Raw genomic sequence first — 12655 nt, 5'->3', positions numbered from 1 at the left:
TCGATCTGGTCAATTTAACATTTTTTACCTGACAGACCAAATGATTAGTCTGATTTCGTTTGGGCAAATGAGAATCATCGCACACCCTTTTCCACAAAAGAAAAAACCGATCGGATACTTTACTCAGATTGTTGACCAACGAGATTGTATTTTCTCAACATGCCCCTTAATTGATGGTAGCTCAAGCTGAGCATTTTCGCAGCTTGTCTTTGATTATGTTTGGATTCGTCGAGCACCTTGTGTAACAAAGCGAGATCTTGGTCTTCTTGCCATCTTTTGTAATCGATTGGAAACTGTATATCGGAAATGTCGGTCATTGTGTCGCTAGTAGAATTGCCACTGTCATTTTGATGGTGTTCGGGTAGCCAATCGGTGCTGAAGGGATTGAAGATCAGTTCATCAATAGGGGCTTCCCCTGCGCCTTGCTGATAGATAGCACGCTCAATAACATTTTTTAATTCTCGTACATTTCCTGGCCATTGATAATCAAGCAGTGACTGTATTGCATGATCTGTGAAACCGATAAAAATAGGCAGTGAAAGTTCACGGCACATTTTAATGGCGTACTGTTCTGCAAGGAGAAGAATGTCTTCTTTTCTATGGCGTAGTGGCGGGATGTGAATAACATCAAACGCTAGGCGATCAAGCAGGTCGGCTCTAAACTCACCATTCTCGGCCATTTCAGGCAAATTGGCGTTGGTTGCACAAATTAATCTGACATCGGCAGACAGCGTTCGGTTTCCTCCCACTCTTTCATATTCACCGTATTCGATCACCCTAAGGAGTTTTTCCTGCACAGAAAGAGGGGCAGTAGCAAGCTCATCCATAAAAAGCGAGCCATTCTCTGCGCGTTCGAATCGACCTTGGTGCTTGCCTTTTGAGCCAGTAAATGATCCCGCCTCATGGCCAAACAGCTCTGAATCAATTAATCCCTCACTTAATGTAGAGCAATTCATCGAAATAAGTGGTTGATCCCATCGCTTTGAAAGATAGTGTAGACGTTGAGCAATCAGTTCTTTACCTGTTCCTCTTTCCCCAATGACCAAAACAGGGCGTTCGATAGGCGCTATCTTTGATACTTTATCGAGAACAGAGAGAAAAGAAGGGGATTCTCCAATAAGATTTTGCTGTTTCATGCAGTGTTCCCTAATTAAGTGGCGAAATTTACCAACTGTTGGTGTTATCAATCATAGCATAGTAAAGGGGAAATGATGTTTTTATCTATCTTATTGTATTTTAAGTAGAATAAAAGTTGGCACGCATTGTGTATTATAGAAACCATACCAAGTTGAACAATCATAAACAGGAGATCAATTATGGGTATTTTTTCTCGCTTTGCGGACATCGTGAATTCAAACATCAGCTCACTTCTCGACAAAGCTGAAGATCCTGAAAAAATGATTCGTCTTATCATTCAGGAAATGGAAGACACGTTGGTGGAAGTCCGTACAAACTCTGCTCGTGCCATCGCAGACAAAAAAGAATTGTCTCGTCGCGTTGATACAGTGGAGCGTCAAATAAAAGAATGGCAAGACAAGGCAACACTTGCACTCACTAAACAGCGTGAAGACTTGGCTCGTTCCGCGCTCATTGAAAAGCAAAAACTGGAAGAAATGGCGCGTGGATTGCACACAGAGCAAACACTCGTCGATGAAACCATTACTAAGTTAACGGGTGAAATTGGTAAGCTTGAAGCCAAGATCAACGAAACGCGTGCCAAACAACAAGCACTCGTGATCCGTCGCCAAGCTGCGGGTAACCGCCGCGATGTGCAAAAGCACCTTCACGCCAGCCGTACGGCAGAAGCGATGTCCAAATTTGAACAGTACGAGCGTAAAATTGATGAACTGGAAGCGGAAGCCGACAGCTTCACATCGACAGGACGTTCACTGGATCAAGAGTTTGCTGAATTGCAAGCACAAGACGAGATTGAAAAAGAGCTCGCAAAAATGAAAGAACAAATGAGCCAAAATAAAAAAGACAAGTAATTAACTAATGGAGTCTCTGTATGTCAGCAGCGTTTATCACCGCCCCATTGATTGTATTCTTAATCTTTGTGGCACCAATATGGCTAGTGCTGCATTACCGCAGTAAACGAAAAACGGCGCAGGGATTGTCAGATGAAGACTTTGAAAAGCTGCAATCCCTGACTCGCCACGCAGAGTCGATGCAGCAACGAGTTCAAACGCTAGAACGTATTCTCGATGCTGAATCGCCAAACTGGAGGCATAATCAATGAGCCAAAAGAAGAGCTTATATAAAGACGCAGAGAATGGAAAAATTGCCGGCATTTGTGCCGGCATAGCCCAGTACTTTGGTGCTGAGATCTGGTTAGTTAGGATTTTGGTCGTGTCAGCAGCGTTACTAGGTTTTGGCTTTTTTGTGATTGTCGCATACATCGCGTTAGCATTAATGCTAGAGAAGAAACCAAAAAGTATTAAACAAAGTAGTGCGCCTCAATTTGAACACAAATTGAAAAGCAAGCCTTGGCAATCTGGAGGCACGCCTAGCCAAGTGATTCATAACCTCGAACGTGAACTGTCTGATCTCGAAGTTTCGATACAAGGTATGGAAGCGTACGTAACGTCAGATGCTTTCAAAGTGAATCGAGAGTTTAAGAATCTCTAATTCTGACTTACTTTCCAAGCAGTCGACACAGAAGCTGATGAAAAAAACAACAGTGATACAGTGGCAAAGAGACCATCATGTTGGCTTTAGGTTTTGTGACAGTACTGACACTTATTGTCGTACCAGTGCGGTATCGTTTACCTCATCGAATGAAGGTTGAGATCTAAGCCAGCGGTTAAATACTAAGTCAGCGGTTAAATACTAAGCCATAAGTTAGCCTGCCTCATGGTGGGCTAACGGTATTGTAAGTCTTGGATTTGGCGCTACTTGGGTATGAAACGGTTTAAGCCGAAGTGTAATGTTAAGGAAATAGCATGACAGATACGACGTGCGAGTGGGCAACTCATCATGAATTGGAGAGGGAATACCATGATGCTGAGTGGGGTGTGCCCGTCTATGATGATCAAGTTTTATTTGAATTCATCACGCTTGAGGGGGCTCAAGCTGGATTAAGTTGGTTAACCATTTTGAAAAAGCGCGAAGGGTATCGAAGCGCGTTTGAACATTACGATATCGAAAAGCTGGCCACGCACGGTGAAGTAAATGTTGCCCATGTTATCGAAAACTTTGACGTTGTGAGGCATAAAGGAAAAATCGCTTCTGTATACAGCAATGCTCGTGCAGCATTGGAACTTCAAAAGGAATATGGTTCATTATCTAATGCGCTTTGGCAATTTGTTGATGGTAAACCAAAGATCAATCAATGGACGTCCGCGGATCAAGTTCCAGCGTCAACAGAGCAGTCGAAAGAGATGAGTAAATTCTTGAAAAAACGTGGCTTTAAGTTTGTTGGCGAAACCATCTGCTACGCGTTTATGCAAGCAGTTGGGATGGTGAACGATCATACCGTGGATTGCCCTAAGTCAAAGTGACCTAAAATCTGTGCCCAGCAACCACTACTTTTCAGGAAAACCCCAAGCTGTTACGCTGGGGTTTTTTATTGTCTTAGCGATGAATTGTCTTAGCGATTACTTTTCAAGCATCACGGCATTGTATCGCTCAAATCCTGCTTCCAGATCGGCGATCAAGTCGTCAGTATCCTCTAAGCCAACATGCAGACGGATCAACGTTCCTTCGAAGTTAGGGTTTGCCACTGTTCTTAGGCAGTTAAAGCTTTTCGGTTCATTCGCCAAAATCAAGCTTTCAAAACCGCCCCAAGAATAGCCCATGCTAAAGTGTTTCATGTCATCCAACAGCGCTGTCGTGGCACGAGGGTAGCTGGATTTCAATACAAATGAGAATAAACCATTAGCACCTGTGAAATCGCGCTTAAAGAACTCATGCCCAGGGCAGGATTCAAGGGCGGGATGTCTAACATGGTCCACTTCGGGGCGTGACTCAAGCCATCTGGCCACTTTTAGGCCGTTTTCATGATGTTGGCGTAAACGAACATCCAGCGTGCGAATACCACGCAAACCTAAGTAAGCATCATCGGGTGAAACACACTGACCAAGTAAATAGCTTTGCTCTCGAAGCTGATCCCAATACTTTTCTGAAGCGACCGCAGTACCTAACATCACGTCTGAATGACCCACGATGTATTTTGTGGCGGCTTGAATGGAAATGTCCACACCATGCTCAAATGGTGAAAAGTTAACACCCGCACCCCATGTATTGTCTAACATGACAATCACATCGCTTTCGTGGGCAATGTTGGACAACGTTGGTAAGTCTTGCACTTCCATGGTGATAGAGCCGGGGGATTCGGTGAACAAAATTTTGGTGTTTGGCTGAATAAGGTCGCGAATTCCTTCCCCGATCATAGGATCATAATAGGTTGTCTCCACCCCCATTTTTTTGAGCATCACGTTACAAAAATCACGCGTTGGCTCATAACAGGTGTCAACCATCAATATGTGATCGCCTGATTCGACAAAGGAAAGAATGGCGCTAGTGATGGCTGCTGTGCCACAAGGGTAGAGTGCACAACCCGCACCACCTTCAATTTCGACCATGGCTTCTTGAAATGCAAAATGTGTTTGTGTGCCACGGCGTCCATAAAAAAGGGTGGGGCCTTGGCGCTCAATGGTGGCTTTGTGTTTTTCTGCAACGGTATTGAAAACGACAGTTGATGCACGTTGAACCGGAGGGTTCACCACTCCATTTGTCCATTTCTTATTGCGCCCTGCTGTGACTAGCTTGGTCTGGTATTTCTCAGACATTTATGTTCCTTGTCCCTTGAAAGATTTGATTCTATTTAAACCATTTTAAGAGGGGGAAAAGCAAGCGTTATTTCCCTTTAAAGTAGGGGGCTGAGTAAGAAATAGGCACGTTCAAAAATTCGATGAACAATTCCTCGTTCTGACCATGTAGCCGACTCGATTTTGTGCGCATTTTCTATGTAAGACTCTTGAAGCCAATAAAGCTCTTTCGTGAAAGATGCGTCATCAACGGCTAACGTAACTTCAAAGTTTAGCCAAAGGCTACGCATATCGAGGTTTACGGTTCCAATCAAGCATTGATGCTGATCGATTACAACCGATTTAGTGTGTAAAAGACCGCCATGGAATTCATAAATTTCAATGCCGGAGTTCAGCAGCTCAGTATAAAACGCCTTAGATGCCCACTTCACCATGATGGAATCATTACGGTGAGGAATGATAAGTTGTACTTTAACGCCGCGCTGCGCCGTCATTTTTAGTGTTTCGAGTAACTGATCGCTGGGCACAAAATAGGGTGTGGTAATTCTGACGGTTTCTTTCGCCTGATTGATGGAAAGAATCATCACTTGTTGAATCAGATTTTCAGGCATACCGGGGCCAGATGGCACAACTTGAACAGGGTGCAAGCCGTTTGTTTTATCAACAGGGCATTGAGGGAAGGTCGGAAATTCCCTTTTACCGGTTTCTACTTCCCAATCCCACGCATGAATGGCGGACAATACGTTCACGGTTGGTCCTGAAATACGAACCATCACATCGATCCACTGCCCAACGCCAGCACCTTGTTTGAAATGAGCAGGATCAACCATGTTCATTGAACCTGTGTAGGCGATTTCGTCGTCCACCACAATGATTTTTCGGTGTTGACGCAAATCTAATCGGCGCAGGAATACGCGCATAGGAGACACTGCGAGCGCATGAACGACTTCAATTCCTGCCGTTTCCATCATGACTTTCCAATGGCTTTTGAGAAAACGATGGCTGCCTGCGGAATCGAGAAGGACTTGAACTTTCACTCCTCGCTTTGAAGCTTGTATCAAGGCGGATGCTACGGAGTCTGCCAATCCACCGGGGTGCCAAATGTAGAATTCCATTCGGATATGATGTTTTGCCGATTTTATGTCTTCAATGACGGATTGAAGGATTTTTACCGGAGAAGTTTGCAGCGAAAGTGTATTACCACAAAGAGCCGGAATGCCAGTGCGATTTGAGCAAAGATCGTGAATTTGGGAAATCTGACCTTCCATCAATTCTGGTAGGTGGGCTTGGCAATCGTGCAGTTGGTTAAACCAATATTCGTAAGGAGAAAACATGCGTTGAGCACGCTCGGCTCGTTTTCTGCCTAGGTTCAGTTCGCCGAACAGAAAGTAGCAAGCAATGCCAAGGATTGGGATGATATAGATGATCATCAACCAAGCCAAAGAAACGCTGACAGCTCTGCGCTTAAGTACTACGCGGATAGTAACTCCTGCAACGAGTACCCAATAGGCAACCAGACCAAACAGAGCGACAAACTGATAGAACTTTTCCATTTTCCTCGACAAATCAGAGTGGTAACGAATGAATTCTAACACTATAAGCAGAGAGAGCTTAAGAAGGAACCACTACTGCTCGTATATCCCTATTAAGAATGAGAAAAGGGTGGAATAGCTTGAAGGGAAGAGAATGCTACCGAGCTATTGTGTAAATAAATTGTACGGATTTGTCGTGGTTGTTAATTTCGGATATTTTATTTTTCGTAAGATATCAAACTGATTTTGATTAATAAGTGAGCTAATGATGCTTGTGATTGGGGTGTTTTTGACTAATTAGACCAAGGGCGCTTCCAATTTTAGTCCCAAGCTGTTTTACTTGCCATCGAACAGTTAAAAATAAGAAATTCAGAAAGTGTAAACATTGCTTTACAATTGCTGATCCAATCAGGCGGTATCTATGGCATCAACATCTCGTGCTCAATTCTCATCTAAATTGGGCTTCATTATGGCAGCAGCGGGCAGTGCTGTAGGTTTAGGCAATATTTGGGGGTTCCCTACTCAAGCGGCCAGTAATGGTGGTGCAGTATTTCTCATTACCTATCTTGTGATGGTTTTTGTGTTGGCGTGTCCAATGCTCATAGCAGAACTTACTATTGGTCGATACGGTCAATCCAATCCCATTCAATCTCTTAAAACCGTTTGGCCAAATGGAAAATTGGGTGCGGTGTTGTTAGGCATCGTTGCAATGACTGCGGCGTCTCTTATTCTCAGTTTTTATGCCATTATTGCCGGTTGGCTGTTTGGTGAGTTTGCTGGAAGCGCTTTGGAAATCGTGGGGCTAAATGAAGCGTCGACATGGTTGACGAGTTTCGGTGATAGCCGAAATTTATTTCTGATGGTTTTGTTTATGATTGCCACTATGTACGTAGTCAGCAGTGGTGTCGCTGAGGGTATTGAGCGTTGGTCCACTCGATTAATGCCTGTGTTACTTGTCTTGTTTGTGGTGATGATTGGGTACATTCTTACTCAAGATGGCGCATCCGAAGGGCTTAGGATGTATCTCGTTCCCGATTTTTCGCATTTTAGCTCGGATTTAGTGGTGAGTGCGATGGGGCAGGCGTTTTTCTCTCTCTCCTTGGGTGTGGCAACCATGATGGTTTATGGCTCATACTTAAAGAAAGATACAAACATTCCTAAAACCGCAGTACAGGTTTCTCTTGTCGATACTGGAATCGCTATTGGTGCGGGCTTACTGGTTTTACCTGCTATGTTCGTTGCAAAACAGCATGGTGTTCAAATTTTCGATGACAGTGGCGCATTGCTAAGTTCAGACACACTGGTGTTCACTGTTCTTCCAGCCATGTTCGATACTATGGGTAGCTTTGGTATTGCCGCGAGCATGATGTTTTTCGCTCTCATGATCATTGCCGCACTGACGTCATCCATTTCAATGCTGGAAGTGCCCGTTGCTTGTGCGATAGAAGAATTAAAGCAAACCCGTTCCGTTGCTGTTGTATGGATAGGTGGCGTGATTACGCTGATTTCGGCGATGATCGTTTTGAACTTTGGCTCTTTATTTGGTTTAGTGGTACAGGCAACAACGGTATACGCTCAGCCTATATTGGGTTTAGTTTGGGCATTGCTTGTTGGGTGGATTTGGCACAGAAACAAAGTACTTGAAGAAATTCGCCAGGGTTACCCTGATGTTGAAAACTCAATATTTTGGAAAATTTGGCCCCTCTATGTACGAGTGGTTTGCCCTGTATTAATGCTTGTGGTGTTCTTTGCGTAGAAGATCACTGCTTAATTAGGCGACTAGGTAAAAGCCTTTTCCCCTAGAGTGTGAAAGGTCTCAGCGCGAACGGAGCAACGAGCTTAAACCAGCGTGTTAGTGAACTGAAAGGCGTAGTTTTGACGTTTGACATTTCATAAATCGCTTTTGCATCTAGGTCACAGACCTTAAACAATGGCTTCTTCTGTAGGAATCGCTATAATTCAGCGCCTGCGAAGGAGCCATTTATGTTTGATATCCTCTATACCCATTCCGATTTCCTCATTATTAATAAGCATTTCAATGTCAGTGTACATAAAGACGATGGTGACGTTAGCTTGCCGATTGAGGTGGCGAAAGTATCGGGGGATGAACAGCTCTATCTAGTGCATCGCTTAGATAAAATGACATCTGGAATGCTCATTCTGGCAAGGCACGCAGAAGCCGCGAGTAAGCTTTCATTGTTGTTTGCGCAGCGTGACATAGAGAAATTCTACCTCGCTATTGGTGCTAAGAAGCCCAAAAAGAAGCAAGGTACGATCGTAGGTGATATGGAGCGCTCTCGGCGATCCAGTTGGAAGTTGGTAAGCAGTAAAACCAACCCTGCCATTACACAGTTTTTTTCTACAGCAGGAGAAGCGGGAGAGCGCTTGTTTTTGTGTAAACCTTACACGGGAAAAACGCATCAAATCAGAGTGGCGCTAAAGTCCGTCGGCTCTCCGATTATCGGTGATGACATTTATTACCCATCATCCGAATCGGATCGAGGGTATCTTCATGCCTACGCTCTGAGGTTCACCTATGGCGGCGAACTGTTCGAATTGCGCTGTCATCCTGCTGAAAACGCTAACCTCGGAGAAAAATGGCAGTCATCAATAGTAAAAGACGCTCTAGAGGCGTGGAAAACTCCTTGGAATCTAATATGGCCAACAGTGAAAGTACAATGAATGCAGGCGCTCTTAAGCAGCTATGGGCTGAGCTTGATTCGGTGATGGAGCACACACCCGATGAGGTGAGACGATTGTTTCATGGTCGAGGTCGGTGTTGGGAAGGGTTAGAGCAATTAACCGTAGATTGGTTACAGGGGCAGATCGTTGTTCATCTATTCAAACCCGTCGATCCCGAATTTCTAACGGAACTTAAAGCTGGTTTACGAGATGTAGCAAAAAAGGCGCTATACCAGAAACGTGGACTGACGGCCATCTTGCTCCAACATCGCTACCAAGATGGTGCACCCTTTGAAGCGATTTTGGGCGAGCCAAATCTCAAACCCGTGGTGACCGAGTCGGGGCTGAAGTATCAATTGGAATTAGGTAAAAACCAAAACTTTGGCTTATTCCTAGATATGCGGTTTGGCAGAGACTGGGTGCGTGAACGTGCAAAACACAAAAAGGTATTAAACCTATTTGCCTATACTTGTGGCTTTTCAGTCGTTGCTATAGAAGGTGGAGCCGATCAGGTAGTGAATGTTGATATGGCGAAATCAAGCTTGAGCCGTGGTAGAGACAACCACAAATTAAACGGTCATAACCTGAATGCCGTCCATTTTATGGGGCACGATATTTTTAAATCATGGGGGAAGATAAAGAAATACGGACCTTATGATCTTGTTGTCATTGATCCGCCTTCATTTCAAAAAGGCAGTTTTGCGCTCACCAAAGACTATCAAAAAATTCTGCGCCGTTTACCCGATTTACTGACAGAGGGTGGGGAAGTGCTCGCATGCGTCAATTCACCGAGTGTAAGCCCTGACTTTTTAATTGAAGGAATGAAGAGCGAAGCACCAGCACTGACTTATCAATACCGATTAGACAATCCACCTGAGTTTAAAGATAAAGATGAAAACTCGAGTTTAAAAGCCATGGTGTTTTCATAAGACTGCCAAACGAAGCCCTTCAGCACAGGGAAAGAGGGCTCGGTTTTTCCCTGAACGGGTTGGCTTCATAAAGGGTTGAACCGTGATGAGCTCTCCCTAGATAATTTTCATCGGTGCTTTCGAGTCAGCCACTGTCGACCAAGTGGCTCTCGACTAAGCAGCTGTCGCCAAGTGACTGCCAACTAAGTGACTGCCGCCAACTAAGTGACAGTCAACTCAGGCGCTCTCGCATCGTTAATACTAGGGTCGACAGACCCCAGCATTTATATCTTTCCGTCCTTTATTGCATTCAGCCCTTGCTGCCAAAAGGCCACCTCCATACGGGTTGCCGTTTTAAACACCTGAATGAGGTTTTTGCCACGAGGGCTATCTAGCTCCACATCTGCTAAAAGTTTATCGATGGTTCTGGTTCCTTGCGCGACACTTTGCTGGAATTCATCACCACCATACAGCTGAATCCAGCTTGCGTAAGGGTTCCCCTCCAGCTTCGTTGCGGGATCCGCTAACCGTTGACGACCAATTTCTGCATACCCGATAGAGCAAGGCGCAAGTGCGGCATACAAATCGATAAGATCGCCCGTCATTCCCGCATCCAACACATAACGAGTATAAGCGACGGTACCAAAATCTTCCGCTTCGGCTTCCAAATCGGCTTCACTGAGACCCCAGTTTTCACAATACGAGACATGGTGTGCAATCTCGGAATCCAATAATGCGTGAACACTAGGTAGCGCGTCACGCATGTCTTCTAAGGTTCTCGCTTTGTAAATCGCCAGTGCGTAAGCGCGAGCATATTGCTTTAGGAAGAGAAAATCCTGCTTCAAATAGTGCAAATAGCAAGGCTGCTCTAGAGAACCGTCCGCCAATTGCTGAACAAATGAATGCTTGGTGTACGCTTCCCAATCACTGCGACATGCATTGATCAAATCTTGGTGATTCATCGTGATTCCTCGATCAGTTGAAGCTTGGGACGTAGTCTTCGGCTTTAGGCAGGGATTGAATGATTTTCTTATCAAACATGAACTGGGCGTAATCGTCGTATCGTTTGTGGTCAACCGCGGATGGACGCAGGGCAAAGCGAGTTAGAGTGTCATTCCAAGCGCGTTTGTTCAGTTCGTTGTTGAGGGTGTCCGGTGAATACGCCACAAATTCTTTCCAAGATTCTTGAGGGTGGTTAACAATGTAAGTGGTGGCTTTCTCTAACGCACGGTTAAAGGCTTTGATGGCCTCTTTATCATGCGTGTTTGCGTTCGCAACGAAGACCAGCTCATCGTAAGTGGGTACGCCATGCTCTTCTGGGAAAAACGCTTTTGCTTCATAGCCTTCAAGGGCTAATTGGTTACTTTCGAAGTTGCGAAATCCGCCCCAAATGGCATCCACTTTTCCAGACGCCAAAGAAGAAGACAGTGCCCAGCCGACATTGATGATGTCGACATCACTGTATTTTACGTTGCCTGTCTCAAGCATGGTGCCAATCGTTGCTTCTTCATTACCCGCTATCGCAATACCAATTTTCTTGCCCTTAAGATCGCTCAAATTCTTGACGCTTTTATCTTTCAATACCGTTAACGTATTCAGTGGCGTCGCGACTAAGGTTGCCGAGCGAATCAATGGAAGCCCCGCGGCAACATCGATAGTGAGATTGGGCTGGTAAGAAATCGCAAGATCCACTTTATTCGCCGCCACCAGTTTAGGCGGTGTGCTTGGATCGGCAGGCTCTTGAACCTCCACTGTTAAGCCTTCTTCTTTGAAGTAACCGCGTTCTTTAGCGATAACAATGGGGCCATGATTAGGGTTAACAAACCAATCTAACATTAGTGTGAGTTTCTTTTCTTCTGCACTTACGTTAAATGCAAAGGCGGTTGCCGCAAGGGCAATTGCGCTGATCATGTTGTTCTTTTTCAAATGATTTTCCTTTTTAGCTATGCCCCAATGAGGCACTGAAATCGTGAGATACCTTACCCTTCCCAAGGGATAAGCTTTTTAAGCGCTTCGTCGGCAATGAAATACAAAGACACAGACAAGGCAGACAAAATAAAGAGCGCCGCGAACATTTCATCTATCATCATTCGGGCATTGGCTTGCAACATGAGATAGCCCAAACCTTCACTCGATCCAACCCACTCACCACAGACTGCGCCGATGGGTGCAACCACAACGGCTACACGTATTCCTGATGCGAGGGTGGGCAGCGCAGCGGGCAGTTGAATGTGGCGTAACGTTTGCCACTTCGAAGCCCCCATGGTTTTCGCCAAATCCAAATACCCAGTTGGTGTATTGCGCAAACCGTCATAGCAACAAGTGGTGACCGGGAAGAAGATGATGATGGCTGCCATGACGATTTTGGATGTGATTCCGTAGCCGAGCCAGAGCATCAAGACGGGGGCGATCGCAAATACAGGAACCGCTTGACTGGCGACAAGAATAGGCAGTAACCAACGCTTCAACGGATTGAACATCAACATTTGAAGTGCAAAAACCAGCCCCATGGAAAGTCCGAGCAGTAAGCCCAATAAGATTTCTTGCGCGGTCACCCAAGTGTGTTTTAACAGGACATCTTGCCGCTGTATTAAGCGTTCAAATACCTCCATTGGGGCGGGAAGAATGAATGATGGCATCGCAAAAATGACGACAATCGCCTGCCAGATCCCGATCATCACTGCCGCACTGATGACCGCACGGATAATGGGGTACGTGACGTGATCGCGGCGCTTAATGGCTTTCGAGAAAGATAAGGTTTTGG

12 protein-coding genes and 1 pseudogene are annotated in these 12655 nt (G+C 45.2%); 7 read left to right on the top strand and 6 right to left on the bottom strand.

The features are described from left to right. Positions 1–119 precede the first annotated feature (119 nt). A complete protein-coding gene (gene pspF / locus HC752_RS08480; protein WP_190334696.1) occupies positions 120–1136 on the bottom strand; it encodes a phage shock protein operon transcriptional activator in 1017 nt (338 codons plus the stop codon). Positions 1137–1316: 180 nt separating this feature from the next. Here pspF and pspA point away from each other — a divergent pair, with 180 nt between their 5' ends. From pspA to HC752_RS08460, 4 genes are all read left to right on the top strand, one after another. Further along, entirely contained in the window at positions 1317–1988 is a 672-nt protein-coding gene (pspA, locus tag HC752_RS08475) for a phage shock protein PspA (protein WP_190334695.1), read from the top strand. Between the two features lie 20 nt (positions 1989–2008). Beyond that, positions 2009–2239 (top strand): envelope stress response membrane protein PspB, encoded by a 231-nt coding sequence (gene pspB / locus HC752_RS08470; protein ID WP_190334694.1) that lies wholly within the window; start codon positions 2009–2011, stop codon positions 2237–2239. After that, positions 2236–2628, top strand: coding sequence for an envelope stress response membrane protein PspC (gene pspC, locus HC752_RS08465; RefSeq protein WP_190334693.1), 393 nt, complete (start codon positions 2236–2238; stop codon positions 2626–2628). Before pspB ends, pspC begins: the two co-directional genes overlap by 4 nt. A 314-nt stretch (positions 2629–2942) precedes the next feature. Then, positions 2943–3500, top strand: coding sequence for a DNA-3-methyladenine glycosylase I (locus HC752_RS08460; protein WP_190334692.1), 558 nt, complete (start codon positions 2943–2945; stop codon positions 3498–3500). A gap of 96 nt (positions 3501–3596) precedes the next feature. Here the strand turns inward: HC752_RS08460 and HC752_RS08455 are convergent, their stop codons facing one another. Together HC752_RS08455 and cls are read right to left on the bottom strand one after the other, a co-directional pair. Continuing rightward, complete coding sequence (locus HC752_RS08455; RefSeq protein WP_190334691.1) at positions 3597–4790, bottom strand: cystathionine beta-lyase; 1194 nt, start codon at positions 4788–4790, stop codon at positions 3597–3599. 77 nt (positions 4791–4867) lie between these two features. Next, positions 4868–6322, bottom strand: coding sequence for a cardiolipin synthase (cls, locus tag HC752_RS08450; RefSeq protein WP_190334690.1), 1455 nt, complete (start codon positions 6320–6322; stop codon positions 4868–4870). 400 nt (positions 6323–6722) lie between these two features. Here cls and HC752_RS08445 point away from each other — a divergent pair, with 400 nt between their 5' ends. The 3 genes from HC752_RS08445 (at position 6723) to HC752_RS08435 (ending at position 9912) form a co-directional block, all read left to right on the top strand. Next, the gene (locus HC752_RS08445; protein WP_190334689.1) at positions 6723–8057 is read left to right on the top strand and encodes a sodium-dependent transporter; all 1335 of its coding nucleotides are present in this window, start codon (positions 6723–6725) and stop codon (positions 8055–8057) included. A gap of 227 nt (positions 8058–8284) precedes the next feature. Continuing rightward, entirely contained in the window at positions 8285–8983 is a 699-nt protein-coding gene (locus HC752_RS08440; RefSeq protein ID WP_190334688.1) for a TIGR01621 family pseudouridine synthase, read from the top strand. Beyond that, entirely contained in the window at positions 8980–9912 is a 933-nt protein-coding gene (locus tag HC752_RS08435) for a class I SAM-dependent methyltransferase (protein WP_190334730.1), read from the top strand. The genes HC752_RS08440 and HC752_RS08435 overlap by 4 nt, the downstream gene beginning before the upstream one ends. A gap of 263 nt (positions 9913–10175) precedes the next feature. On the opposite strand, the gene tenA is transcribed toward HC752_RS08435, so the two are convergent. The 3 genes and pseudogenes from tenA to HC752_RS08420 all read right to left on the bottom strand — a co-directional run. Then, entirely contained in the window at positions 10176–10853 is a 678-nt protein-coding gene (tenA, locus tag HC752_RS08430; RefSeq protein ID WP_190334687.1) for a thiaminase II, read from the bottom strand. 13 nt (positions 10854–10866) lie between these two features. Beyond that, entirely contained in the window at positions 10867–11802 is a 936-nt protein-coding gene (locus tag HC752_RS08425) for an ABC transporter substrate-binding protein (RefSeq protein ID WP_446751428.1), read from the bottom strand. Positions 11803–11870: 68 nt separating this feature from the next. Then, a pseudogene (locus tag HC752_RS08420) lies at positions 11871–12593 on the bottom strand (ABC transporter permease); the annotation flags it as partial. Positions 12594–12655: the final 62 nt, after the last annotated feature.

Origin of the sequence: Vibrio sp. S9_S30, from assembly GCF_014694455.1 — a bacterium.
In the GTDB taxonomy this organism is placed as follows: Bacteria; Pseudomonadota; Gammaproteobacteria; order Enterobacterales; family Vibrionaceae; genus Vibrio.
The sequence above is the reverse complement of the archived record's forward strand: the minus strand, read 5'-3'. Positions and strand labels throughout refer to the sequence as shown.